We start from the raw sequence: 24141 nt of genomic DNA, 5'->3' as shown, positions 1-24141 counted from the left end.
TGTAACCGAAGAAACCGCGACTGTTTTGGGCAGGCGCATCCGGTTTGGGATTCTACTGCCGGTGCGGACCGGCAGCGATTTCCCAAAAGGTGCGCGGAAGCCCAAAGTGGTAGCGGATCCGGGTGCGGGGTTGCCCAAAGGGTGCGCGGAAGCCCAAAGTGGTAGCGGATCCGGGTGCTGCGTTGCCCAAAGGGTGCGCGGAAGCCCAAAGTGGCAGCGGATCCGGGTCCCGGGTTGCCCAAAGGGTGCGCGGAAGCCCAAAGTGGTAGCGGATCCGGGGCCAGGAGCACCTGACCCGGCAGGCCGCCCGGCTGAATGCGGACGGCCGGGGTTAGCAGGGAAAATGCCCTAGGCGACCACAAGCTCCGTTCCGTCAGCCTTATGGTCGGCCATCGCTACGCTTTGGATGGCCGGGTCCTCGTAGGTGTTCCAGTAATAGGTCATGGTCCGGGACGAGAAAAGACCGGTGTAGACGGTCTTTTCAAACTCCCCCGAGCCCATGGCGGCGCAGCCCTCCACCATCGCAACCTGTTGCAGGGTGTGGAACGCGCGGCTGACGTTTTCCTCTTCGGTGGTCTTGTCCGGGTAGTGCGCGTTGACGTAGGCCGCACGCACAAACCGGGACGGCGAGTAGTAGTCACCGGGAATCCCCCGCATGAGCGACCCCGAGCCGAACGGAACCAAATGCGCCTGACGGAGCACCACCTCCGCGGGGAACTCGGGCGACGCATTGAGGTAATTGCGCAGATTCTCGTGGTGCCAGTTAAAGCCGGGCTGGTTGGCCAGGACGTCGACGTCGTCATGGAAGATCTGCATGCCCTCGCTCGTGTACTCCACCACAATGGCCCGCTTCGAGTCGCCGATGATCCAGTGCAGCAGCGAGCTCGCATACGTCTCGTTGATGGGCCTGTCCACAATGGCAACGTTGGCCAGTGCGGCCTCGACCTCGTCCACAGAAGCGAACTGGGAGGCCACCCACAGCGGAAACTCGAACGCGGGGACGTTTGTTTTACCCTCCACCGGACCCGCTGCAGACTGCGCGTACCCCGGGAAGTTCAGGCCCGCAACAGCCAGTCCCGCGTCATTGCCGCAGTCGAAGTAGAGCGGTGTGTCCTCCTGCACAATCCCCATGCCGATCACGGCGTGCGCAATGCTCGGCACCGCACCGAACGGCGACTTGGTGCCGTACCCGGTGGGAGTCAGCACCACCCGTTCCCCGTAGCCGCTGGTCCAGTCGAGGTTACGTGCGAGATAAAGGTTGCCACTGCCGTCCGAGTACCTAATGCCTGTACACATGTGGATGCTCCCTGTTATGGAGAAGCCCTGGAAGAGCTCCGCGTGATCTGTGGGCCCTAAGCCTGAGTGCCGTCAAGGAATTACGGAGCCGGTCGCCCGGCTCGTCATCTCCCTGCCCGTTTCAGCTTAAGTCCGGACCCTCTGTCCGCGGCAGGCATGCTCGCCAAAGTTGGACTCCGCATCCGTATTCAACAGTCCATTACGCCTCAGCTGTCACCTGTCACCGATAGTGGAGAACAGACCCGTAAAGGTTGTCCCAGCGGCGGAAAGCTGGCCAATAAAGTCAGCCGCGGCAGTATTGGTGACGCGGCGTCGGCGTAGCTGTCGAAGTACAGATCGATCGCCCGGTGGGCCGGGGTGGGCACCCAAAGGCAGCGGACCGATTACCGGGGCGCCGCAGCCATAACTGTGCGGCGCCGCGCCCAGAGCAGCACCGGAACGAGCATTAAAGCTAAGATGCCGCCGGACAGGGAGAGTGTGGCGTAGCTGGTACCGGCCATGACCACACCGGACAGCATGCCGCCGCCGGCCCCGGCAAGGGCCACCAGCACATCGATTTTGCCCTGCACCCGCGGACGGATGTCGGCTGCGGTGTTATCGACCACCAGCGCGGTGCCGGCGATGAGGCCAAAGTTCCAGCCCAGTCCCAGCAGTGCCAGAGCAAGCATTAGCAGGCCCAGCGAGTCTCCCGGTGCAAGGGCCGCCGTGACACCGGCAAGCAACAGGGTCACGCCCGCAGCCACCGCCATCGGTGTGCGCCCCACCCGATCCACGAGGATCCCGGTCACGAGCGAGGGCAGGTACATCGCACCAATGTGCACCCCGATCACCAGGCCAACATCGGCAAGGCCGTGGTGGTGGACCCGCATGTGGACCGGGGTCATCGTCATGATCGCCACCATCGCAATCTGGGTCAGCACCATCACGGCCGCACCCACATACACCCCGGTTGCCGGTCTCCCCGACACCGGCACCGGGCCCGGGACACCCGCGGCAGCGGCGTCGTCATTGGCTGCGAGCGCGCCGCCCCTCAGCCGACGGGCCAGGAGGAACGGATCGGGCCGCAGAAAGATCAGGAGCACGACGCCGGCGGCAAGGTACGCTGCACCGGCCAGCAGGAAGGGACCAGCCAGGGCGGGAATCCCCAGTCCCGTAGCAAGGCTGCCCATGGGGGTGACCAGGTTAGGGCCAGCCACCGCACCCACCGTCGTGGAGACCATCGCAATACTGATCGACTGCCCCCGCCGGGCCGGAAGCGCCAGATCGGTTCCGGCATACCGCGCCTGCAGATTGGTGGCGGTTCCCGCCCCGTAGACAAAGAGGGCAATAAAGAGCAATACCGGACTGCCGACGACGGCGGCACCAACCACTCCGAAGGCGCCCACGCCGCCCGCGGCAAAGCCCGCCCCAAGGCCCACGCGCCGTCCCGACCGTTGGGTCAGCTGCCCCACCAGGTAGGCAGTCAGCGCGGAGCCAAGGGTGAAGAGCCCGGCGGGAAGTCCGGCAAGGCCGTCCGATCCCAGCATGTCCTGGGCCAGCAGCGCACCTACCGTGACTCCGGCGGCCAACCCGGCCCCGCCGAGGATCTGGCTGAGAACAACTACCGTCAGAGTCCGGCGCTGGACGCGGACGCGGGTCGCCTCGTCGAGGGCCTTCAGTCCGGCTGCGGCTTGGGGCGCGTGTTTCATACCCCGAGGATAGTTTGAAAGACCCACCTGCGATGGATGCCCCGCCCACCACCGGCATCACCCTGCCATATTCACCTCGATGCCGAGTCCCTGCCGGAGCGCCGCGTCGTAGAGCAGGCGCCCAATGGCCACATCCTGCATACCGATCCCCACGGAGTCGAAGAGGGTGATCTCCGTTTCGCTTCGGCGGCCGGGACTCTTACCCGCAACAACGTCACCCAGTTCTCCCCGGATGTGGTCCAGCGATATCGCCCCCTCGCTGACCGCCATCAACAGGTCTCCCGATTTCTCCGCGGCGGTGGCAATGCGGTCCACAAAGAGGCTGGACCGGGCAATTCCGGCGGAATCGATCTCGCGGTGGGTGGGCCGGGGGCGCGCCCCGACAGCGTTCACGTGCGCCCCCGGGGGAAACCACTCGCCCCGCACCAGGGGATTCACCGACGGCGTCAGCGTGCAGAGGATATCTGCGCCTTCCACTACTTCCTGCACGCTCGCCGCGGTGATGACATGGACGGGCTGGTGGGCTACTTTGGCCCGGAATGCTTCCACGGTGGCGCTGCTGCGTGACCACACCATGACGGTGTTTATCGGCAGCACGGCGAGCATGGCTTCGACATGCGCGACGGCGAGGGCACCTGCGCCGATAAGTCCAAGAGTGGTGCTGTCCGGCCGGCCAAGATACCTGCTGGCCACCGCACTGGCGGCAGCCGTCCGCACCCGTGTTGGCACCCGCCCGTCCAGCAGGGCCAGCGTTTCCCCGGTCTGCTGATCTGCCAGCACAATGCTGGAGCGCTGGCTGGGCAATCCGACGTCGAGGTTCCCGGGAAGGTCGGAAAGGAGCTTCGCTCCGGCCAGCCGCTGCGCGTCAGCGAGCCCGGCCATCACAAGGTAGCGCCCCTCGGAGGAGGGCAGCTGCATGGAGGTGGGCGCCGGCTGACAGGCATCACCCGTGGCGATGGCCGCGAAAGCCTGCTCGACGGCGGTGATGGTGGCCGGCATGTCGGCCAGGGTTTCAAGAACTGAAGCGGTCAGGATGAGCGTCATGGATTCCTCGGATGGTTGGCACTGGCGGGTTGCGGAAGATCCCGGTTGCGGGTTCTCGGGCCGGGACGCGGCACTGCCTCGCTCGGCAGCCGGCCGCGGAGGTACGCAAGGGAGGCAGAACGCCCCCGTTCCACATGGGCGCCCGCCAATGCTTCGGCAAGGGCCGGCTGGCCGGCAGCAATGGCGTGGACCAGTTCGGCGTGCTCATCCCACATTCCCGGCGTATCGCGCTCGGGAGTGAGACGGAACAGCCAGCGGACACGGCCGTTGAGCAGGCTGGACATCCGCCGCAGCAGGTCGTGGTCCGCCAACCGGACAATCCCCTCGTGCAGGTCGGAGTTCCGTCCGGATGCCTGCTCCCCCGGAATGCCGGTGCGGGCACACTCGAGGTCCGCCAGCAGGTTTTCAGGGCTCGCACCGGCAGCAACCCGACGCGCGGCACACGCTGCCGCAAAGGGCTCCAGCCGTAGCCGAAGGTCGAACACTTCCTCAGCATCCCGAAGCGTGAACGTGTGCACAACGCTTCCGCGCCTGGCTTCAGAATGGATGAACCCCTCCGCCTCCAGCAGGGGCAGCGCCTCCCGCAGAGGGATGCGGGAGACCTGCAGCTCCGCCGACAGCTCACGTTCATTCAGTTTGCTGCCGCCCGGCAGCCGGCCGGAGATGATCCGTTCCCGCAGCGCGTCCGCCACCTGCTGAGACAGGCTGGCTTCCACCCTTGACGGTTCCAGGTCCTCCATGGGGATCCTCCTTGCCGTCGATACTCAGTGCTATTTGGTATGCCAATGATGCACTTTTCTGACTGAAAATACCAATAATTCCTTGTTTGGTATTCAGAACGGGTTCCATACCCCGAAAAGCCGGTTACACTGGCGGGGCATCTGACCTCCGCCTCCACCAAAAGAAGGGCATCGACGTGAATATCTGGGCACCATTGACCGTGGGCAGGGATCTGTTCCGGCTCCCCCGCAACACCGGGCTTTGCAGCTTTCCTGCCATCGGGGGAGCAAAATGACCGTTATTCTCCGGAACGTCCGCCCCTGGGGCGGCGAGGGCGCTGATGTGGTGCTTGACGGCGGATCGATCGCCGCAGTGAGGCCGGCGGCCTCAGATCCCGCCGGCAGCGGGACGCCCGATACCGCCGAACCGCCGGCCGCCGTCGTCGTCGAAGGCCGCGGCCGAATCCTGCTGCCCTCCTTCTCCGACGTCCATGTGCACCTTGATTCCACCAGGATTGGCTTGCCCTTCCGCCCGCACACCGGATCGCCCGGCGTGTGGAACATGATGCTCAATGACAGGAACAACTGGCGCAGCGCAGAAGCGTCGATTGCCGACCGCACCACCACCTGCTTGGCAGCGATGATTGCCCGCGGCACCACTCGGGTCCGCAGCTATGCCCAGGTGGATAGTGATGCCGGGCTGGAGCGGTTCGAAGGCGTCCTTGCGGCCCGTGAAGCCCACCGGAACCGGGCAGATGTTGCGGTCATAGCGTTCCCGCAGGCGGGCCTGCTTCGTGAACCGGGCAGCGCAGAAATCCTGGAGGAGGCCCTGCGGCTGGGTGCCGACGTGGTTGGCGGCATCGATCCCTGCGCCCTGGACCGGGATCCGGTCCGGCACCTGGATATCGTCTTCGGCCTCGCCCAAAAGTACAGCGTCCCGGTGGATATCCACCTGCACGAGCCCGGCCAGCTGGGCCTGTTCAGCGCCCAGCTGATCCTGGAACGCACCAAGGCGCTCGGCATGCAGGGACTGGTGACCATTTCCCACGGTTACGGCTTGGCGGAGCTGCCCGAGAACCAGCTCCGGGAACTCCTCGAAGACATGGCGGCTTTGGACGTCTCGATGGCCACCATCGCCCCTGCCGGGGCGCCGCTGCCGCTGCGGCAGCTGGCGGCGGCCGGGGTCCGGGTAGGCCTGGGGCAGGACGGGCAGCGGGATTACTGGTCCCCGTACGGGAATGCGGACATGCTGGAGAGGACCTGGCAGCTGGCTTTCACCAGCAAGTTCCGGTCCGACGAGCTGGTTGAACACTGCGTTGCGGTAGCCACCATCGGCGGGGCCAGCGTGATCGACCCCCAGGCGCAACGCTTGTCCTCCGAGGCGGACCGCCCCGGACTCACGGTGGGAGACCCCGCCGAGCTGGTCCTGGTTGAAGGCGAAACGGTGACGGCGGCGGTCATGGACAGGCTGCCCGGCCGCACCGTCATCCACCGCGGTCATGTGGTGGCTGAAGGCTTGGAGTTGGTATGAGCCTCTTCAGGCTTCGGTCCTGAGAGGCTGCGATACCGCAGGAGCAGCGTGTCTGCGCCCCGCAGGACGTGCGCCAGTTCCAGCCGGTGCGGTGTGAGCTCCGGCGTTCCCGCCGTGATGCGGGTGGAGTTCCCCGCCGCCAGCAGCGGACTGACCGTCAGGCACAGGTCATCCACCAGGCCCGCATGCTGGAAGGAGGCGAAGAGCCTCGGCCCGCCTTCGCAGAGCACCCGGTGAAACCCGCGGTCCGCGAGAACCGCGGCCGCCCGGTGCGGTTCCAGTGTCCGCTCCCCCGCCACAACGACGTCGGCAACCCGCTCCAGCGCTGCCTTCCGGTCCGCCGGGGCGGAGTCAACTGTCAGGATCAGCGGGCGGACAGGAGCCTGCCGGAACAGCGGGCCCTCCGGATCCAGGTCCAGGGCGCCCGAGACGACGGCAAGTCCCGGATGAGGTGCCATTGCGCGCGAGGCACGCCAGGACTGCGCGTCCGGATCCAGGAGTTCCCCGGAGTACCCCTCGGCGCGCACTGTTCCCGCCCCCACCAGAATGACGTCGGCGGTGCGCCGCAGCAGCCCGAACACCCGGTGGTCCGCACCGTCCCCGAGCCCGCCGGAACGGCCGTCAATGGCTGCTGCGCCGTCCACCGAGACCACAAAATTGAACCGGAAGTGCGGGCGGTCCGGCGGGGCTGCGGGGAAATCCCAAGCGTAGGCAGCCAGCAGTTCGTCGTCGCTGAGCGCACCCGCGGAGCCGGCGGCGGTGATGGGTGCGCTGATGGGTGCGCTCATGGGTGCACTCATGCGCCCGCCGCCGCGTTGGAGTCGCCCATATTGTGACGGAGGTAGGCGGGCGCCCGCCACCCGAGGATGGCCTCGGTCATCCGGATGGCACTGGAGGCGGCGGGTACATTGTGCATCCGAAGGATCCTGGCACCGTTCATGATGCTGGCGACCCCCGCGGCCAGAGAGCCCTCCACACGGTCCGGTTTCGCTGCATCCAGAGTTTCGCCGACAAAGTCCTTGTTGGAGACCGCGGCCAGCACCGGATAGCCCAGCGCTGCAATCTCCGCGAGCCGGCGGGTGAGTTCGAGTGAGTGGAGGGTGTTTTTGTTGAGGTCATGGCCGGGGTCAATGATGATCTTTTCCGGTGACACACCCAGCTCCTGTGCGTAGTCGCTGCGCCTGCGCAGGAACTCCGCCACCTCCGCCACCACGTCACCGTACTGCGGGGCCGGATACGCCGTGCGGGGAGCGGCAAGGCTGTGGGTGATGACCAGATGCACGCCGCCCTGAGCTGCCACCCGGGCCAGATCCGGGTTGGAGAGGCCAGTGGTGTCGTTAATGACGGTGGCGCCGGCTTCAATCGCTGCTTCGGCAACTGCAGGCAGGAACGTATCCGCGGAAATAATCACGTCACTGCTCTCCCTGACAGCCCTGATGACCGGAACCACCCGGGCGGTTTCCTGCGCGGCGTCCACCGCTGGACCCGGTGCGAACGGAACGCCGCCTATGTCCACCCAGTCCGCGCCGTCGTGCACTGCCTGCACCGCCGCCTCCACCGCAGCACCCAGCGCAAACGTGCGTCCGGCGTCGTAGAACGAGTCCGGAGTGCGGTTAATGATGGCCATCAGCGCAACCCGGCGGCGGAAATCAAGGGTGCGTGCCCCGATGCGGTGGACCGGGTGCAGGAGCGGCGGTTCGTAGGCTCCGGCCTGCACGGACGTGACGGGAATGCCTTCTGGGCTGCCCGTTGTGGCACCGGGACGGTGTGCAGCGCGGTTCAAACTCATATTTGCATCCTACGGTGGCCCCGGGTGACAGCGGCTCCCTCACAGTGCTGCAGGCAGTTTGGCCGATCACGCGGGCTCGCTCGTCCGGGGTGCACTGCTTGAGGCGGTCCGGCGCGGCATTGTCCTGATTCTGGGCCCGGTGCTGGGTGGCCTAACGGCAACGGTTCTGGCCGCGACCACCCGGCCTGGGACGCGTCCGGAAGCTCGGCTACGTCCCGGTCGACTTCGGCAACCGGCCCGACGCCGGGGTGGCGAAGGACATTGACGCGCGGCGCAGGGCGTTTCTTTCCTGGCCGCGAACCCGGGAGTGATTCCGTCACCGGGACATGTCAAACTCTTTAATGCGCCGGGCGGTTGCCGGGCTGGCCCATGACCGCGGCTTGTCCGTGGCACTGAAAAACGACCTCGACCAGATCCCCGACCTTGTGGATGATTTTGACTTTGCCGTCAACGAGGAGTGCGTCCTGTACACCGAGTGCAATGCCTACATCCCCTTTGCGGAGGCCGGCAAAGCCGTCCTGCACGTCGAATATGAAGGCCCCCTGGACTTCTGCGCCGAGTCCCGGGAAAGAGGACTTTCCTCAATGCTCAAACCCTTGGACCTCGGGGCGGCCAGAGAACCCTGCTAGTGCCCACGCGCAGCGGACTTCCGTTGCGCCCGCTGCAATGTAGCGTGTAAGAAACACACCGTCTCACCGGCCGCCGCACCCCGAATGTGCTCATTTATCCGAATGGACTCACCGATGACGCATCAGTTCATGGCCTCGGAAGTCGTCGCCGACCGCACATCCGACGCTGCGCTGATCGGAGCTGTGACCGTGGGATCACTGGCTGCACTGGTCAGGCTCTTGACGGACAATGCCCTGACGCCGGTTGTCATCGAAGGACTCTGGGCGGCCCTACCGGTCGCCTTGATTCTTCTGTCCTATGTGCTCACTGCAGCTCGGGAGCGCCAGGCCGGGATTCGCCGGCAGCGCGGGGCTCTGGCAGCCTTGACAGGCCTCGCCGCCCTCTCTGTTCCCTTTTTCTGGAGCGCGATTTTCACTCCCGTCTACGGGATTGCATTGGTCCTGCTGGCTGTTAGGACGCGGTATACACCCACAGCTGCCTTCGGTGCGCTGACACTATTTGCCTCCTTGTACGTGGGATTCCTGACGGTCCCGCAGGCTGTGTTTCTATTTGCACTGCTGGTCGTGGCTGGTGCGGCAAATACGATCCGCATGGAACGTGAATCTCGCCGCCACGCGCCGCGCCCTGGCATGGACCGCCGGTGATGTAGCCGCCACCGAAGAGCTGCGGATGGCCCTGCGACGAGCGCAGGCAGTTGGCGGGCGGGCGGGCGGCGACCTGCCGGGTGGGTAAAGCCAGCCGGGTGGGTAAAGCCAGCCGGCGGCTTCAGGTTGCCATGCGGACCAGGACGTTGCCCCTGTGCTCTCCTCGGAGGAGGGCATCGAGTGCCTCAGGCGCGCTCTGGAGCCCGCCGCCGATGATGGTGTGAGGAAAGACCAGTTTGCCTTCCGAGAGCCATCGGCCATAGTGCGTTCCCCACGCGGCAAGCTGTTCCGGAGTGTGCAGCGTCGAGAAGGGGCGGATGTTCAGCTGCTTGACGATTGCCGTCATGATGTCCAGGCGAGGGAAGCCGCCCATCCCGCCGTCGACCTGCCCCGCAAGCGTGCCGCACAGGGCAAACCGGGCCTTGGGCGACGCAGCTTGCACGGCTGCCTCGAACTGAGCGCCGCCCACGGTGTCAAAGAAGACGTTGATGCCCTCGGGCGCCAACTCGGCCAGCTGTTCCAGGACCCGGCCGTCGCGATAGTTGATGGCAGCATCGAAGCCCAAATCCTCCACCAGATACCTGGCTTTCTCGGCGCTGCCTGCACTGCCGATCACAATCCGCGCGCCGAGCGCCTTGGCTATCTGCCCCGCCAGAGATCCCACCCCGCCGGCGGCTCCACTAACAAACACTACGTCCCCTTCCCCCACAGCAGCCACATCGGCCATGCCGTGATGGGCGGTGACCCCCTGGTTGAGGAAATACTCGATGCCCGGAAGCACGTCACCCGGGACCGGGTAAAACAGCGACGCATCGCCCACGCTCTCCTCCCGCCAACCCTTCATATGCTGAACAGCTGTTCCCACCGCAAGTTCGGAGGCAGATTCGACAACGGTTCCCACGGCTCCGCCCCACAGCGGCGCGCCCACCGGATAGGGCGGCATCGGGAGGCCAGGGTTCTCCGACATCAGGTCAGCCATTACGGCTGTGAGCTGCAGAAAGTCATTGCGCACCCTCACCTGTCCGGGCTCCAATACGGACCGCTCTGCGCCGCGGACGGCTAGATATTTGGACGGCGGGGTGGCGAGGTCTGTGCGGTGCGAGGTAAGAACACATTCTCGGGTGGTTGATGAATGGGCACTGGCCACTGGGAAATCCTCTGCTCGGAACGGCGTCTGCTGTCGACGGCCAACCCTTAGCGGCCGGCCAAGAGCCACAGTAGGAGTAGTGGCGGACAGCTTCTGTCCGCAGCAGGATATGGCGTTGCTGCACTGATGCTGCTCCTGTGCCCGGGCGCAGGATTATGATCAGGACACATATCCGCTTGCCAGGGGGAACACGCGTCATGGAACCTACGGACGACTCGGCTAAACGCTTCGCCCACGACAATCGAACATGGGCAGAGTTGCCTCGGCGGCAAAGGCGGTTTTACCTGTGGCTCGTCCTGACGTTCGTGCTCGTGGACCCCCTCGCCCGGATCATGTTTGAGCTTCCCGGACTGTCCGAGTCCATTGCTTCGGTCCTCGGCGTGGTTCTGTCCGTCTTCATTTTGAGCCCCTTCGCGTGGGGGGCTGGGCTAGAGGCAAAGCAACGCAAAATGGCCGGGCTGACGCCTCCCCTCCCACCGGTTACTCGCCGCACGCTGACCGGGTGGGTTGTCACCGCGGTACTGCTCTGGGTCCTTTACGCATTTTTGGTCGCGTCACAGGGGTTCGTGCTGCCCGTCCTTCCAATCGCCGTCTCATTCTTGGCAGCCCGCCGCTGGATACAGCGGTGGTCGCAGAAATCAGCATCCAGCCGGTGAGAGGAGACCCACCTGTCATAACCCGCTGCACGGTGCCAGCATGTAGGCCATACCTCACACCGAAAGGACCTACACACGATGGCAGATGCAGCCGCTGGTCCGTCAGGTAGGTCCCGTCTACTGGCCATCGCCGTCCTGTCCTCCTTCGTTGCCTTCCTGGACGGCACCATCGTTACGGTGGCCCTGCCCGCCATCAGCGCGGAACTCGGCGGCGGGCTGGCCACCCAGCAATGGACCGTGAACGCCTACACGCTCACCCTCGGCGCACTAATCCTGCTGGCCGGTTCCCTGTCCGATGCCTTTGGCCGGCTGCGGATCCTCCGCATCGGGCTCATCGGGTTTGGCGCGGCCTCCCTGGCCTGCTCCCTCGCGTGGGATCCCGCAGTACTGATCTTTGCGCGGGCGGTCCAGGGCATGACGGCTGCCCTGCTGGTCCCGGGCTCGCTGGCACTGATAACGACGACGTATCAGGGCTCCGCGCGCGCCCGCGCCATTGGTCAGTGGACCGCCTGGACGGGAACGGCCGCCATCATCGGCCCGCTGCTGGGCGGATTCCTGGTGGACCTGGCCAGCTGGAGATGGATTTTCGCGGTGAATGTCCTCCCGGTCACGGTCACCTTGCTGCTGATGAGGGGGCTGCCGGACAGCACCGCACGGAGGCGCACCTCTCTTGACATCCCGGGCGGCCTGTTGGCGGTCGCCGGGCTCGCCGGGCCGGTCTATGCCCTGATCGAACAGGAGCGGCTTGGCTGGGGGAATCCCGCCGTCGTCGTTTCCCTGGGCCTTGGCCTGCTGGCCCTGGCGCTCTTTCTGGTCCGCGAAGCACGGACGGATGCACCAATGATGCCGCTCTCCCTGTTCCGGGCGCGCAATTTCCGCTACGGAAACCTGGTGACGGCGGCGGCCTACGCTGCGATCTCCCTGGGGTCCTTCTCAGTGACGGTTTTTGTGCAGGAAGCCGCCGGCTTTAGCGCCATCGAAGCCGGATTTATCTCGCTCCCCCTGCCCATCGCCATGCTGGCGCTGTCCGCCTTCTTTGGCAGACTTGCCGGAACGTACGGACCGCGGCTGTTTATGACGGTGGGACCGGCTATCTGCGGCACCGGGTTCCTGCTGATGCTCGGTGTTCAGCCGCCGGTGCACTTCCTCACCGAACTGCTGCCGGGGCTGCTGCTGTTCGGCGTCGGACTAGGCGTGATGGTGGCGCCGCTGACCACGGCGGTCCTCGGCGCTCTCCAGGAGGATCAGGCGGGGATCGGCTCAGCGGTCAACAACGCGGTGTCCCGGGTTGCCGGGCTGGTGTCAGTGGCGCTGGTCGGCACGATTTCCGGCGGAGCGCTGGGCTACGCGGGCTTTCGGCAGACCGCACTGGTCACGGCCGGACTGTTTGTCGCGGCCGGCCTGGCTGCACTGCTGGGCATCCGCAACCCGAAGAACGCGCGGCATCCGACGTAGCGCCCGGCCGGAATCCGACATATCGCCCGGCCGGCCCCGGCCCGTATGCCGGGGGTGCCATGCCGGGGGTGCCATGCCGGGCGTGTCAGCGCCCTTGTCGGGGGTCGAGACCGCTGACTTTTAGACCCTGGAGTTCCCGCAGGATTTGCAGCTGCTGCTGGTTAATCGACATCAGCAGCTCTATTTCTTTCTTCGCCGCAACATTGGTCTCGTAGTCGTTTTTAGCCATGGCACCGGCGATGGCATCCTGCCGCTTGGCCGCAATGAGAAGGATGGCTCCCTGCAACCCGGCCAGCATGGATAAAAAGAGATTCAGCAGGATGTAGGGGTAGGGATCCCAGGCGTTGCTCGCCAGCGCCCATGTGTTGACGGCCGCCCACACCATCATGAAGCCTATGAATCCTCCCACGAACGGCCAGCTGCCCATCCCGTTGCGCATGAAGTCAGCGGCCCGCTCACCTTTGGTGAGCGTTTGCTTTTGTTTCTCGTGCCAGGTCCTGTGTGCATCGGTCATGCCTCAGCGTAGCTTCCTGCTCAAACCCCGTCCTGGTTCCTGCGGCTGGTTTTCGGGTCCCGGGCCAGCCGGAGCACCGTCGACCCTGAACAGCACGGAAACGCGGGTCTAGGATGCTCAAAGAGGCCCATGAAAGGTAGCGCAAATGACCAGTGGCAGCTCATTCACGATTGTTGTTGGCGTTGACGGTTCCCCGGACGCTCAGCTGGCACTGAGCTGGGCAGTGGATGAGGCCCGGCAGCGCAACGGCCGGCTCCGCCTGATCACGGTCTGGAACAAACCGCCGCTGGCATGGTTTCCCTCGGTGCTGGAAACGGCCGCGGGTGGACTTGCCGTTGTAGCATCCCCGGAGGAAGACGCCGAGAAGCTCTATGCCAAGGCGCTGAAGTTCGCTGTGGATGCGGGCGTGAGGGCCACGGGGCAGGTTGTTCACCATCATTCGGCCGCTTCAGTGATCATCAAAGCCGCTCCGGAAGCGGATCTTGTGGTTGTCGGCTCACGGGGGCAGGGCGGATTTCACGGGTTGCACCTCGGATCGGTCTCCTCCCAGGTGGTCAACCACGCACCCTGCCCGGTCCTGATCATCCGCCCGAAGACCTCCAAAGGAGTATCCGGGCCATCAGACTTCCCGATCTGAAGACGGGGCCACGGCCCCACGGCTGCTCCACAGCGCCACATGGACCTGCGTTCCGCGGCGCACCAGCCCGCGGGGTCCTTCCACGGACATCATCGCCTCGGTTGCCTCCGCGCTTCCGGCGAACCGCAGCAGCGAATCCGCCGCAGCAGGAACCCGCCCGGGTGCCAGCGTGCTGGCCCACCACATTCCGACCAGCGGCGTGCCGGGAAAGGCCAGCTGTACCAGTCCGCCGGTGGCCAGCTCGCGGCGGATCACATGCACGACGGCGAGCATCAGGCCCTCCCCGGCGCGCACCGCCGCCAGCGCGGCGGCTTCACTGTCCAGCTGCACCACGTCAGGGACCGCCGGCAGCCCGGCAAACCAGCGCTGCTCCTCCACCGGTCCGCCGGCGGAGGGGCCGGAGAACCAGCGCTGGGCCAGTGCCCGGACAGGCACCCGGGCCGGGGCCACAGCGGTCAGCGGATGATTGGGGGCAGCTACCAGGACGCGTCGGTAGCGCAGAAACGGCATCGTATGCAGCGGCGTGCTGCTGCGGGCAGGCCGGGTGCCCAGCGCAATGTCGTAGGCCCGTTCGCGCAGCAGGGCACCGGCGTCGTCGGCCGTATCCACCACCACCTTGGCTGCCGGGCCGGGATGACGGCGGGCGTAGGCCTGGAGCAGCCGGCCGGCCGCGTGTTCGGCGAAGGCGGGGGTCGCCAGGATCCTCAGTTCCTCGCCCTCGCGCTGGGCGCGGGTCACTTCGCGCCGGGATTGGTCCACCAGCCCCACGATCTCCTGCGCATAGGCGGCCAGGGCCCGGCCGCCGGGGGTGAGCGCGATGCCGCCTCCCGAGCGAACCACCAGCGCATCACCCAGATCGGTGCGCAGCGCCGCCAGCGCAGCGGAAACCGCCGGTTCGCTGATACCGAGCTCGCGCGCCGCAGCGCGCAGGGAGCCCAGCCGCGCCACCAGCGCAAAGGTGCGCAGCTGGCTCAGCGTCACCGCGGGCTCCCTCTCATAGCGGCTTTGCTGTCAGCCACTGCCGGCCGGGATTCATCGCACCACATCATCGTGGGCATAGGCGTCATAACCTTTCGCTTAGGAGGATATTGACACCTCATCGGGCGGGGAGCAACCTGAGCGCACCAGCGCGGATAACGGTGCGTACGGCACGGGGACCGCAGCGATGGATATCAAAGGGGATATCGTGCAGATACCGGCTCCATTTGACTACGCGCGTGCCGCGGACGTGGCTGACGCCATCACCCTCCTGGACCGTTACGGCCCGGAATCCCGGATTGTAGCCGGCGGCCACAGCCTCCTGCCGATGATGAAACTCCGTCTGGCCCGGCCGGAGTGGCTGATCGACATCAACGACCTGTTTGAGCTGGATTTCATTGTCCGTGAACCGGAACGGCTTCGCGTCGGCGCCCTCACCCGGCACACCACGCTGCTGGAGTCCCCCGAGGCCGGCGGGCTCTACCCGATCATCGCCGAGGCCGAGCGCTTCATCGCCGATCCGGTGGTGCGCAACCGCGGCACCATCGGCGGGTCGCTCTGCCAAGCGGATCCGGCCGAAGACCTCTCCACTGTCTGCACCGTACTGCGCGCCGAAGTGCTGCTCCGCGGCCCCGGCGGCGAGCGCACCCTGAGCATGGACCAGTTCCACCGCGGGGCCTACGAAACTGCGGCCGCACCCAATGAGGTGCTCTGCGAGATCAGCTTTCCGATCGTTCCCGGGCAGGGCAGCTCCTACGAAAAGGTGGAGCGCCGCGTCGGTGACTGGGCGATCGCCGCCGCGGGAGCCGCCGTCGCGCTCTCCGCTGACGGAACCATCGCCGCTGCCTCGATCGGGCTGACAGCGGTGGGACTGAACGGCACAGCCACGGCGGCCGAAGAAGTGCTGCTGGGCGAGGCGCCCGGTACCGCCGTCATCAACGAAGCCGCACGCCTGGCCGCCGCTGCCTGCGACCCGGTGGCAGACCAGCGCGGACCGATCGACTACAAGCGCCACCTCGCAGAAGAACTCACCCGCCGCGTGCTCACCCGCTCCTGTGACCGCGCCGTTCCCCGGAAGGGCTGACCGCAGTGGAAATCCGACTGAACATCAATGATGCCGAGGTGACCGGCGAGGCCGAACCCCGAGTCCTGCTGGTGCATTACCTCCGCGAAAACCTGGGCATGACCGGCACCCACTGGGGCTGTGACACCACTAACTGCGGGGCCTGCGTGGTGCTGATGGACGGAGAACCGGTGAAGTCCTGCACCGTGCTGGCCGCCATGGCCGACGGCCACTCCATCCGCACCGTCGAGGGCCTGGAAACCGAAGGCCGGCTGGATCCGGTCCAGCAGGGTTTCATGGCCGAACACGGCCTGCAGTGCGGTTTCTGCACCCCCGGAATGATGCTCACCGCCCGTGCGCTGCTGGACAAGAATCCGGCGCCCGACGACGGCGAAATCCGCGAAGCCATCTCCGGCCAGATCTGCCGCTGCACCGGCTACACCACCATTGTCCGCTCCATCCAGTGGGCGGCCGACCATCCGGACACCACCGGGTTTGCCGGCAGCTCAGAGTACGACGGCGAATTCGCCAACGACGTCGATATCCGTGACATCCCGGAGACCGCCGCCACCGTCACCGGGACCAGCCCCACCCCCACCATGGGCAGTGAAGAGGAGACGGCACCATGACACTGACTCCGGAACGAGAAGCCAACCACGCTGCCGACAGCCCCGACCGGCCCATCGGCTTCGGCCGGATGCAGCGCAAGGAGGATCCCCGGTTTGTCCGCGGACGCGGACACTACGTAGATGACATTGTGCTTCCGGGCATGCTGCACGGCGCCATTCTCCGCTCCCCCCTGGCGCATGCGCGGCTGATTTCCATCGACACTTCGGAGGCGATGGCCCATCCCAAAGTGGTGGCGGTCATTACCGGCAAGGATCTGGAAGGCCTGAACCTGGCCTGGGCTCCCACACTTTCCGCCGATGTGCAGGCTGTCCTGGCCACGGACAAGGTCCGCTTCCAGGGCCAGGAGGTTGCCTTTGTGGTGGCCGAAGACCGCTACGCGGCCCGCGATGCGCTGGAACTGATCGAAGTGGAATATGAAGCCCTGCCCCCGGTCATCGACGTGCGGCACGCCCTGGATCCGGACGCCCCCGTCATCCGCGATGAGATGCCCGGGCGGACGGATAATCACATCTTCGACTGGGAAGCCGGGAACGCCGCGGAAACGGAGGCCGTGTTCGCAAGGGCCGACGTCGTTGTCGAACAGGAGATCATCTATCCCCGGGTGCATCCGGCGCCCATGGAAACCTGCGGCGCCGTGGCGGACTTCGATCCGGTGGAGGGCAAGCTCACGCTCTATGAAACCTCCCAGGCCCCGCACGCCCACCGCACGCTCTTCGCCATGGTGGCAGGGATTCCGGAACACAAGATCCGGGTCATCTCCCCCGACATCGGCGGCGGCTTCGGGAACAAGGTGGGCATCTATCCGGGCTATATCCTGGCGGTGGTGGGCTCCATCGTGACCGGCCGGCCGGTGAAGTGGGTGGAGGACCGCTCCGAGAACCTGATGTCCACGTCCTTCGCCCGCGACTACGTCATGCAGGGCGAAATTGCGGCCACCCGCGACGGCAAAATTCTCGGCCTGCGCACCAACGTTCTGGCCGACCACGGCGCCTTCAACGCCACAGCACAGCCCACCAAATATCCGGCCGGTTTTTTCCACATCTTCACGGGCAGCTACGACCTGGAAGCTGCCTACTGCAAGGTCACCGGAACCTACACCAACAAGGCCCCCGGCGGGGTGGCCTATGCGTGCTCCTTCCGCGTCACCGAGGCCGTGTACCTGGTGGAGCGTCTGGTGGACATGCTGGCCCGGCGCCTGGATATGGATCCGGCGGTGCTGCGGATGAAAAACTTCATTCAGCCCGAGCAGTTCCCCTACAAAAACAAAACCGGCTGGGAATACGACTCCGGAAACTATGAACCGACCCTGCGCCAGGCCCTGGACATTGCCGGTTATGACGAGCTGCGGGCGGAACAGGCGGAGAAACGCGCCCGCGGGGAGCTGATGGGCATCGGGATATCCTTCTTTACCGAAACCGTGGGCGCCGGACCCCGTAAGCATATGGACATTGTGGGCCTGGGCATGGCCGACGGCGCCGAGCTGCGGATCCATCCCACCGGCAAGGCCGTGGTGCGGCTTTCCGTGCAAAGCCAGGGACAGGGCCATGAAACCACCTTCGCCCAGATCGTGGCCGAGGAGCTGGGCATTCCCCCTGAAGACATTGAGGTGGTCCACGGCGACACGGACCAGACACCGTTTGGGCTGGGCACGTACGGCAGCCGGTCCACTCCGGTCAGCGGCGGGGCGGTGGCGCTGGTCTCGCGCAAGATCCGAGACAAGGCCCGGCTCATCGCTGCCGCCATGCTCGAAACCAGGCCAGAGGACCTGGAATGGGAAAAGGGCCGCTGGTTCGTCAAGGGCGATCCCTCTGCGGCCAAGACCATGGCCGAAATCGCCATGGGCGCCCATGGCACAGTCGCGCTGCCCGACGGCGTGGACGGCAACCTCGATGCCGAAGTCACCTACGACCCGCCCAACCTGACGTTTCCGTTCGGTGCGTACATCTGCGTGGTGGACATCGATCCGGGCACGGCACGGGTGAAAGTCCGCCGGTTCATCGCCGTCGACGACTGCGGCACCCGAATCAACCCCATGATCATCGAGGGGCAGATCCACGGCGGGCTGACCGACGGCGTGGGCATGGCGCTGATGGAATTCATCGAGTTCGACGCCGAGGGCAACTGCCTGGGCGGGTCGCTGATGGACTACCTCATCCCCACCGCCATGGAAGTCCCCACCTGGGAAACCGGTTTTACCGTCACCCCCTCCCCGCACCATCCGATCGGCGCAAAGGGAGTGGGGGAATCCGCAACGGTCGGCTCACCTCCTGCCATTGTCAACGCAGTGGTGGACGCACTGGCCCCGTTCGGCATCGCGCACATGGACATGCCCTGCACTCCGGCCCGGGTCTGGGCCGCGATGCAGGGACATCCGACGCCGCCCATCTGATCACGGGCTGCCCGGCCCACCGGCCCCGTGACCCGCCAAGCACCCGTATCCCGCCTGGCCCGTATCCCACCTAGCCCGTATCCCGCCAACTGAAGGAACCGAGGATGGACAACCTGCCGGCAGATCTTGCGCAGAGGGCGCTGGCGTATGAGGCGCACCATGAACCGTACGTGCGGGCCACCGTGGTGCGGGCGGAGCGGCCAACGAGTGCGCGTGCCGGTGATACCGCACTGCTTGATGCCGACGGCGCCCTGCACGGTTTTGTGGGCGGAAACTGTGTGCAGGACTCGGTGCGGAACTACGGGCTGCAGACTCTGGTCAGCGGCGAGCCGCTGCTGCTCCGGGTCCTGCCCGGCACTGGGTCCCGGACAGCCGGGGAGGGTGCGGTGGAAGTGACCAATCCCTGCCTGAGCGGAGGAGCCATCGAAATTTTCCTGCAGCCCCAGCTGCCCGCGCCACATCTGCTGGTGGTCGGAGACACTCCCGTGGCCCGCTCGCTTAGTGCACTCGGCGCCTGTCTGGACCTCGACGTCGAGCTGGTGGACAGCGGCGGGCTGACCGGCGGAACCGGCATCCAGCCCGTTCCGGGCGATGCAGCGGTGATCGTTGCCTCCCACGGACGGGACGAGGAAGCTGCACTGCTGGCCGCCCTCGCCGCCAACATTCCCTACATTGCCCTGGTGGCCAGTGCCCGCCGGGCGGCTGAGGTGCTCGCGTCATTGGACGTCGACGACGAGGCACGCCGGCTGATCCACAGTCCGGCCGGGCTGGCTCTCGGAGCCCGGACTCCGGCCGAAACCGCACTGGCGATCCTCGCTGAATACACGTTGCTCCGGGCGCAGGGCCGCGACCGGAGACCGGCAGCTGCAACAGTTCCGGCAGCAACGGCTCTGCAGGCCGCGGATCCGGTCTGCGGCATGCAGGTCAGCATCACCGGGACGGCGCTGCAGGCCACTGTGCGCGGAGCTGTCCGCTACTTCTGTTCTCCGGGCTGCCGGAACGCCTACGTCTCGGATCCGGAGCGCTATGCAGCCCTCTCCTGAGACGGCAGCGGGGCGGATTTCCGCGGTGGCGTTCCCGGATCCCGACTCATTGTCCGCAGCCCTGGATGGTATTGACTACCTCGCCGACCCCGGCCTGGCCACCGCCCTGTTCCTCGCCGCCAGGCTCCCGCAGCCGATCCTGCTCGAGGGTGAGCCCGGCGTCGGGAAAACCGAAGCGGCCAAAGCCCTGGCCACTCTGCTGGACACCCCCTTGTACCGGCTGCAGTGCTATGAAGGCATTGATGCCGCGGAAGCGCTCTATGAGTGGAACTATCCCCGACAGCTGCTGGGCATCCGGGTGGCTGAAGCCGACGGCGTCTCGGTCCAGGAATCGGACCTCTACAGCTCCGGCTACCTGCTCCGCCGTCCCCTGCTGCGTGCCCTGGAGCACCCCGGTCCTCGCCCTGCCGTCCTGCTGCTGGATGAGATTGACCGGGCAGATGCCGAGTTTGAGGCCTTTACGTTTGAGCTGCTGGCAGAGTCGGCAGTGACCATTCCCGAGCTGGGAACCGTGCAGGCCGCCTATCCGCCCATTGTGGTCCTGACCTCTAACCGCACCCGCGACCTGCATGACGCGCTAACCCGGCGCTGCCTCTATCACTGGATCGATTACCCGACACCGGAACGGGTTGCCGAGATCATCCGGCGCCGGGTGCCCGCCGCCCGCGGCCCGCTGGCGCTGGAAGCGGCGGCCGCGCTGGACCGGCTGCGCAGCCTGGACCTCGCCAAGCCGCCGGGTATCTCCGAAGCCATCGATTGGGTCTCCGCACTGGCTCTTCTCGATGTTGAACATCTCAGCGCGGCAGCCGTGGACCGCACCTGGGGGACGGTTCTGAAGAACCGCGAAGACCTGGACCTCGCCCTCGGACGCGGTGCAGCCTGGCTGGCCGGCGGACGGTGACTGCGTCGATGACACTGACAGCTGACGGGTCTTTGCAGCCCCGGTTCGAAACCGCCGCTTTTGCCGCCGGCCTGGGCACCGCCCTCCGCCGGGCCGGGATTGGCGTGTCACCGGACCGTTCGGCCCGCCTCGCCCAGGCGCTGGCCCTGGTGCCTCCGGCGGTACGCAGCGACCTGTATTGGACCGCGCGGGTGGTGATGCTCCGTGACGCCGCGCAGATTCCGGTGTTCGACGCCGTGTTCGCGGCCCTGTTTGACGGCCTGCTGGACCCGTCGGACAGCCGCGGCGATCCCAACGCTCCCCCGGCAGCAGGCTCCGAACCCCGGCCGAAGCCGGCAGCCGAACAGGCCCGCCGCCTCCAGCAGCCCGCCTGCACCGAACCGGACCCCGCAGATAAACCGGTCCCGTCGGCGCCGGGAGGCTCCGATGCCTCGGAACCACCGGCCCGGGATGCCGTGCTGATGTACAGCTCGGACCGGGAGCACCTGCACACCAAAAATTTCGCCGACCTCAGCGAAGCCGAGCTGGCCCAGGTACGGCTGCTCGTCCGGCAGATTCACCTCTCCACACCCCTGCGCCGGACCCGCCGGACCCGCCCGGCCGGCCACCGGGGGCGGCTGGATCCGCGGCGAAGCGCACGGGCTGCGCGGCGGACCGGAGGCCTGCCGGTGACGCTGGTCCGGGCCGAACGAATGACCGCCCAGCGGCGGCTGGTCCTGCTGTGCGATGTCTCAGGCTCCATGACTGCCTTCACCCGGGTCTATCTCACTCTGCTGCAGGGTGCGGTCACCGGTTCGCGGGCCGAGGCGTTCGTTTTCTCCACCGGATTGACCAGGCTGACCCGGCAGCTGTCCGTCCAACACCCCGACACTGCACTGGGCCAGGCCGGTGCCGGAACCGACGGGTGGGACAGCGGGACCAGGCTAGCGGCCGGGCTGCGCGTCTTCCTGGACCGCTACGGACGGCGCGGACTCGCGCGCGGCGCCGTCGTCGTCATTTTCTCTGACGGTTGGACGCAGGATGATCCAGCCCAGGTTGACCGTGAGATGGCGCGCCTCCAGCGGCTCGCCCACCGGGTCATCTGGGTCAATCCCCGCAAGGCGGCACCGGGCTTCGCGCCGCTGGCCGGCGGAATGGCCGCTGCCCTGCCCTACTGTTCCGCGTTTGTCAGCGGACACAGCTACACCGCTCTCACCGAATTGGCCGGAGCGCTGGCCCGGTCGGAAACCTCCACCCACCCTTTTGAGAGAACAGGATCCGCTCATGGACATTGACAGCACCTTTACCGTCGAAGCGCTGACCGACGAGGTCTGGGAGACCATCATGGACTTCGGATCGGTGGCCGGATGTATTCCGGGCGCCGAAATCCTGAACAAGCTCAATGACGACGCCTACCAGGTGGGCATGAAGGTCAAGCTAGGCCCGTTCTCGCTGCAGTACCGCGGCCAGCTTAACGTGCTCGAACGGGATGGGCAGTCACGGCGTGCTGTCCTACAGGGCTCAGCCAAGGAGACCCGCGGCCAGGGCACCGTCCAGGCCACCGTGGTCCTCCAACTCGAAGAAGCCGGATCCGGAACCCAGGGACTGGTCAGCGCCAACATTGCGCTCTCCGGCAAGGCCGCGGCCATGGGCAAGGGCGTGATCGGCAGCGTCACCGAGCAGTTGATGAGCGTGTTTGCGGCCAATCTGCAGGAGCTGATAGCCGGCAACGGTGCCGCCGGAGTACCGGCCCAGCTGGCCGCTGAAGCGGAACCGGCCTCCGGCGCAGCCCAGACCCCTCTGCCGGGCGGTCCGCACACCGGAGGTTACGACGAGGGCGCGGTCCCTGCCGCTGCCGGGCCGGGCAGCGCCGGGCCGGTCAGCGCCGAACCTACACCTGCCGGGCAATCACCTGCACCTGCCGGACCTGGCGGTGAGCGGCTGCCGCGGCCGCTTCCGGTGGCCTCCGGTCCCCGCAGAGCGAGCGTACCCCTGGCATCAGCGTCGGCCCGTACCCCGGAGGGGCTTGACGGCCTGGCACTGATGCGCGGCATGGCGGGCGAGCAACTGCGCACGCCGGCCGTCCAGCTCTGGTTATACTCGGCCGTGGCGGTAATCGCCTATCAGCTGGGCCGCCGCGCCGCCCGTCTCAACGGCTGAGGCAAAGGGGGCGGAAAAGCATGCGCGATCTTCTTTCAGTTCTGCTCGCCGAGGGGGAAGCAGGCCGCACCACGGCACTGGCAACCGTAGTGCGGACCTTCGATTCCGCGCCGCGGCCTCCGGGTGCGGGGATGCTCGTAACGGAAGCCGGAACGGTCACCGGTTCAGTCTCCGGCGGGTGCGTGGAAGGCGCGGTCTTTGAGCTGGGAAGCCAGTGCATCCGCGACGGTGTGCCCGTGCTGGCCCGGTACGGCGTGAGCGATGATGACGCCTTTGCTGTGGGACTGACGTGCGGCGGAACCATTGATGTGTTTGTGGAACCGGTGTCGCGGGCAACTTTTCCCGAACTTGCCGCACTAGATACCGCTATCCGGGCCGGGCAGCCAATCGGAGTAGCCACCATCATTGAGCATCCGGATCCCGCCCGGATTGGGGCACATCTGGTGGTGACTGCCGTGAGCAGCTCCGGGAGCCTGGGCAGTACCCGGGCGGATCAGGCGGTGGCCGATGATGCCCTGGGACTTCTGGCCGCCGGACGCAGCACCACGTTGACCTACGGCCCGGAGGGCGAGCGGCTGGATTCCGGCATGAGCGTGTTCTTCGCGGCTTTTGCCCCCGCTCCGCGGCTGCTGGTGTTCGGCGCCATCGATTTTGCCTCCGCCCTGTCCAGGCTGGGGGCGTTCCTGGGCTACCGGGTCACGGTGTGCGACGCGAGACCGGTCTTTGCCACCGCTGCCCGGTTTCCTGACGCCGAGAAAGTGATCGTGGCCTGGCCGCATGACTATTACATGGACCAGATCCGCACCGGAGGGATAGATGCCCGCAGCGTGGTGTGCGTGCTGACCCACGATCCCAAGTTCGATGTTCCGCTGCTGGAGACGGTGCTGCGGGGACCGACGGTGGCCTACATCGGCGCGATGGGATCACGCCGCACACATGATGACCGGGTACGGCGCCTCCGGGACGCAGGGATCAGCGAAGATCACCTGGCAGCCCTGCGCAGTCCGGTCGGCCTCGATTTGGGGGCCCGGACTCCGGAGGAAACGGCGGTGTCCATTGCCGCCGAATTCATTTCCGAAGCCTGGGGCGGTTCCAATCTGCCGCTGCGGCTGCTCCGGGAACGGATCCACCACGACGACGTCCCGCCGTTGGCTCTCGATGCCACCGGCCGGCGGTGATACCCGACAGGATGGTGATCCCAACAGGATAATGTCCAACCCGTGAACGGTTCAGGTGGAGTTTGCGTTG

At 66.4% G+C, this 24141-nt stretch carries 22 protein-coding genes; 13 read left to right on the top strand and 9 right to left on the bottom strand.

Features of this window, described 5'->3' with window-relative positions:
* Window positions 1-348: 348 nt before the first annotated feature.
* From bsh to ABIB35_RS13110, 4 genes are all read right to left on the bottom strand, one after another.
* Window positions 349-1296, bottom strand: coding sequence for a choloylglycine hydrolase (bsh, locus tag ABIB35_RS13125; RefSeq protein WP_354182042.1), 948 nt, complete (start codon window positions 1294-1296; stop codon window positions 349-351).
* A gap of 383 nt (window positions 1297-1679) precedes the next feature.
* Window positions 1680-2984: an MFS transporter gene (locus ABIB35_RS13120; RefSeq protein WP_354182040.1), complete on the bottom strand. Its 1305-nt coding sequence runs from the start codon at window positions 2982-2984 to the stop codon at window positions 1680-1682.
* Between the two features lie 57 nt (window positions 2985-3041).
* Window positions 3042-4028, bottom strand: coding sequence for an ornithine cyclodeaminase family protein (locus tag ABIB35_RS13115; RefSeq protein WP_354182038.1), 987 nt, complete (start codon window positions 4026-4028; stop codon window positions 3042-3044).
* A complete protein-coding gene (locus ABIB35_RS13110) occupies window positions 4025-4768 on the bottom strand; it encodes a GntR family transcriptional regulator (protein WP_354182036.1) in 744 nt (247 codons plus the stop codon). The genes ABIB35_RS13115 and ABIB35_RS13110 overlap by 4 nt, the downstream gene beginning before the upstream one ends.
* 271 nt (window positions 4769-5039) lie before the next feature.
* Here ABIB35_RS13110 and ABIB35_RS13105 point away from each other — a divergent pair, with 271 nt between their 5' ends.
* Window positions 5040-6278, top strand: a complete 1239-nt coding sequence (locus ABIB35_RS13105; RefSeq protein ID WP_354182034.1) for an amidohydrolase — start codon at window positions 5040-5042, stop codon at window positions 6276-6278.
* Here the strand turns inward: ABIB35_RS13105 and ABIB35_RS13100 are convergent.
* Window positions 6245-7066 carry a pyrimidine reductase family protein gene (locus ABIB35_RS13100; protein WP_354182032.1) on the bottom strand — a complete coding sequence of 274 codons (822 nt, stop codon included), beginning with the start codon at window positions 7064-7066 and terminating at the stop codon, window positions 6245-6247. The two genes, ABIB35_RS13105 and ABIB35_RS13100, sit on opposite strands and share 34 nt — an antisense overlap.
* An 8-nt stretch (window positions 7067-7074) precedes the next feature.
* Window positions 7075-8067, bottom strand: coding sequence for a dihydropteroate synthase (gene folP / locus ABIB35_RS13095; RefSeq protein ID WP_354182030.1), 993 nt, complete (start codon window positions 8065-8067; stop codon window positions 7075-7077).
* A gap of 326 nt (window positions 8068-8393) precedes the next feature.
* On the opposite strand from folP, the gene ABIB35_RS13090 reads away from it, so the two are divergent.
* Entirely contained in the window at window positions 8394-8696 is a 303-nt protein-coding gene (locus tag ABIB35_RS13090) for an endo alpha-1,4 polygalactosaminidase (RefSeq protein WP_354182028.1), read from the top strand.
* 114 nt (window positions 8697-8810) lie between these two features.
* Entirely contained in the window at window positions 8811-9341 is a 531-nt protein-coding gene (locus ABIB35_RS13085; RefSeq protein WP_354182026.1) for a hypothetical protein, read from the top strand.
* Window positions 9342-9462: 121 nt separating this feature from the next.
* On the opposite strand, the gene ABIB35_RS13080 is transcribed toward ABIB35_RS13085, so the two are convergent.
* Window positions 9463-10488: a zinc-binding dehydrogenase gene (locus tag ABIB35_RS13080; RefSeq protein WP_354182024.1), complete on the bottom strand. Its 1026-nt coding sequence runs from the start codon at window positions 10486-10488 to the stop codon at window positions 9463-9465.
* A 734-nt stretch (window positions 10489-11222) separates the two neighbouring features.
* Here ABIB35_RS13080 and ABIB35_RS13075 point away from each other — a divergent pair.
* The gene (locus tag ABIB35_RS13075) at window positions 11223-12599 is read left to right on the top strand and encodes an MFS transporter (protein ID WP_354182022.1); all 1377 of its coding nucleotides are present in this window, start codon (window positions 11223-11225) and stop codon (window positions 12597-12599) included.
* Between the two features lie 85 nt (window positions 12600-12684).
* On the opposite strand, the gene ABIB35_RS13070 is transcribed toward ABIB35_RS13075, so the two are convergent.
* Window positions 12685-13113, bottom strand: coding sequence for a DUF1003 domain-containing protein (locus tag ABIB35_RS13070; protein ID WP_354182020.1), 429 nt, complete (start codon window positions 13111-13113; stop codon window positions 12685-12687).
* Window positions 13114-13258: 145 nt separating this feature from the next.
* Between ABIB35_RS13070 and ABIB35_RS13065 the strand changes: the two genes are divergently transcribed.
* Window positions 13259-13750, top strand: a complete 492-nt coding sequence (locus ABIB35_RS13065; protein WP_354182018.1) for a universal stress protein — start codon at window positions 13259-13261, stop codon at window positions 13748-13750.
* Here ABIB35_RS13065 and ABIB35_RS13060 read toward each other — a convergent pair.
* On the bottom strand, window positions 13733-14731 hold the full coding sequence (locus tag ABIB35_RS13060; protein ID WP_354182016.1) for a LysR family transcriptional regulator: 999 nt from the start codon (window positions 14729-14731) through the stop codon (window positions 13733-13735). The two genes, ABIB35_RS13065 and ABIB35_RS13060, sit on opposite strands and share 18 nt — an antisense overlap.
* 184 nt (window positions 14732-14915) lie before the next feature.
* Here ABIB35_RS13060 and ABIB35_RS13055 point away from each other — a divergent pair, with 184 nt between their 5' ends.
* From ABIB35_RS13055 to ABIB35_RS13020, 8 genes are all read left to right on the top strand, one after another.
* Complete coding sequence (locus ABIB35_RS13055) at window positions 14916-15812, top strand: FAD binding domain-containing protein (protein ID WP_354182014.1); 897 nt, start codon at window positions 14916-14918, stop codon at window positions 15810-15812.
* A 5-nt stretch (window positions 15813-15817) separates the two neighbouring features.
* Window positions 15818-16420: a (2Fe-2S)-binding protein gene (locus ABIB35_RS13050; RefSeq protein ID WP_354182012.1), complete on the top strand. Its 603-nt coding sequence runs from the start codon at window positions 15818-15820 to the stop codon at window positions 16418-16420.
* The gene (locus ABIB35_RS13045; RefSeq protein WP_354182010.1) at window positions 16417-18810 is read left to right on the top strand and encodes an aerobic carbon-monoxide dehydrogenase large subunit; all 2394 of its coding nucleotides are present in this window, start codon (window positions 16417-16419) and stop codon (window positions 18808-18810) included. The genes ABIB35_RS13050 and ABIB35_RS13045 overlap by 4 nt, the downstream gene beginning before the upstream one ends.
* 104 nt (window positions 18811-18914) lie before the next feature.
* A complete protein-coding gene (locus tag ABIB35_RS13040; protein WP_354182009.1) occupies window positions 18915-19853 on the top strand; it encodes an XdhC family protein in 939 nt (312 codons plus the stop codon).
* The gene (locus tag ABIB35_RS13035) at window positions 19837-20754 is read left to right on the top strand and encodes an AAA family ATPase (RefSeq protein WP_354182007.1); all 918 of its coding nucleotides are present in this window, start codon (window positions 19837-19839) and stop codon (window positions 20752-20754) included. Before ABIB35_RS13040 ends, ABIB35_RS13035 begins: the two co-directional genes overlap by 17 nt.
* An 8-nt stretch (window positions 20755-20762) precedes the next feature.
* On the top strand, window positions 20763-22028 hold the full coding sequence (locus ABIB35_RS13030) for a vWA domain-containing protein (RefSeq protein WP_354182005.1): 1266 nt from the start codon (window positions 20763-20765) through the stop codon (window positions 22026-22028).
* On the top strand, window positions 22018-22893 hold the full coding sequence (locus ABIB35_RS13025; protein WP_354182003.1) for an SRPBCC family protein: 876 nt from the start codon (window positions 22018-22020) through the stop codon (window positions 22891-22893). The genes ABIB35_RS13030 and ABIB35_RS13025 overlap by 11 nt, the downstream gene beginning before the upstream one ends.
* A 20-nt stretch (window positions 22894-22913) precedes the next feature.
* Entirely contained in the window at window positions 22914-24071 is a 1158-nt protein-coding gene (locus ABIB35_RS13020) for an XdhC family protein (protein ID WP_354182001.1), read from the top strand.
* Window positions 24072-24141 lie beyond the last annotated feature (70 nt).

Origin of the sequence: Arthrobacter sp. UYP6 (assembly GCF_040547315.1) — a bacterium.
Classification (GTDB): Bacteria; Actinomycetota; Actinomycetes; order Actinomycetales; family Micrococcaceae; genus Arthrobacter_B.
This window is presented reverse-complemented; position numbering and strand designations above follow the sequence as displayed.

What these genes read in the sequence shown, in the direction of transcription:
- folP (WP_354182030.1), bottom strand. Translation starts at nt 8,067, where the DNA reads ATGAGTTTGAACCGCGCTGCACACCGTCCCGGTGCCACAACGGGCAGC.
- ABIB35_RS13070 (WP_354182020.1), bottom strand. Translation starts at nt 13,113, where the DNA reads ATGACCGATGCACACAGGACCTGGCACGAGAAACAAAAGCAAACGCTC.
- ABIB35_RS13045 (WP_354182010.1), top strand. Translation starts at nt 16,417, where the DNA reads ATGACACTGACTCCGGAACGAGAAGCCAACCACGCTGCCGACAGCCCC.
- ABIB35_RS13075 (WP_354182022.1), top strand. Translation starts at nt 11,223, where the DNA reads ATGGCAGATGCAGCCGCTGGTCCGTCAGGTAGGTCCCGTCTACTGGCC.
- ABIB35_RS13065 (WP_354182018.1), top strand. Translation starts at nt 13,259, where the DNA reads ATGACCAGTGGCAGCTCATTCACGATTGTTGTTGGCGTTGACGGTTCC.
- ABIB35_RS13020 (WP_354182001.1), top strand. Translation starts at nt 22,914, where the DNA reads ATGCGCGATCTTCTTTCAGTTCTGCTCGCCGAGGGGGAAGCAGGCCGC.
- ABIB35_RS13055 (WP_354182014.1), top strand. Translation starts at nt 14,916, where the DNA reads ATGGATATCAAAGGGGATATCGTGCAGATACCGGCTCCATTTGACTAC.
- ABIB35_RS13110 (WP_354182036.1), bottom strand. Translation starts at nt 4,768, where the DNA reads ATGGAGGACCTGGAACCGTCAAGGGTGGAAGCCAGCCTGTCTCAGCAG.
- ABIB35_RS13100 (WP_354182032.1), bottom strand. Translation starts at nt 7,066, where the DNA reads ATGAGCGCACCCATCAGCGCACCCATCACCGCCGCCGGCTCCGCGGGT.
- ABIB35_RS13085 (WP_354182026.1), top strand. Translation starts at nt 8,811, where the DNA reads ATGACGCATCAGTTCATGGCCTCGGAAGTCGTCGCCGACCGCACATCC.
- ABIB35_RS13035 (WP_354182007.1), top strand. Translation starts at nt 19,837, where the DNA reads ATGCAGCCCTCTCCTGAGACGGCAGCGGGGCGGATTTCCGCGGTGGCG.
- ABIB35_RS13120 (WP_354182040.1), bottom strand. Translation starts at nt 2,984, where the DNA reads ATGAAACACGCGCCCCAAGCCGCAGCCGGACTGAAGGCCCTCGACGAG.
- ABIB35_RS13025 (WP_354182003.1), top strand. Translation starts at nt 22,018, where the DNA reads ATGGACATTGACAGCACCTTTACCGTCGAAGCGCTGACCGACGAGGTC.
- ABIB35_RS13105 (WP_354182034.1), top strand. Translation starts at nt 5,040, where the DNA reads ATGACCGTTATTCTCCGGAACGTCCGCCCCTGGGGCGGCGAGGGCGCT.
- ABIB35_RS13030 (WP_354182005.1), top strand. Translation starts at nt 20,763, where the DNA reads ATGACACTGACAGCTGACGGGTCTTTGCAGCCCCGGTTCGAAACCGCC.
- ABIB35_RS13090 (WP_354182028.1), top strand. Translation starts at nt 8,394, where the DNA reads ATGTCAAACTCTTTAATGCGCCGGGCGGTTGCCGGGCTGGCCCATGAC.
- ABIB35_RS13115 (WP_354182038.1), bottom strand. Translation starts at nt 4,028, where the DNA reads ATGACGCTCATCCTGACCGCTTCAGTTCTTGAAACCCTGGCCGACATG.
- bsh (WP_354182042.1), bottom strand. Translation starts at nt 1,296, where the DNA reads ATGTGTACAGGCATTAGGTACTCGGACGGCAGTGGCAACCTTTATCTC.
- ABIB35_RS13040 (WP_354182009.1), top strand. Translation starts at nt 18,915, where the DNA reads ATGGACAACCTGCCGGCAGATCTTGCGCAGAGGGCGCTGGCGTATGAG.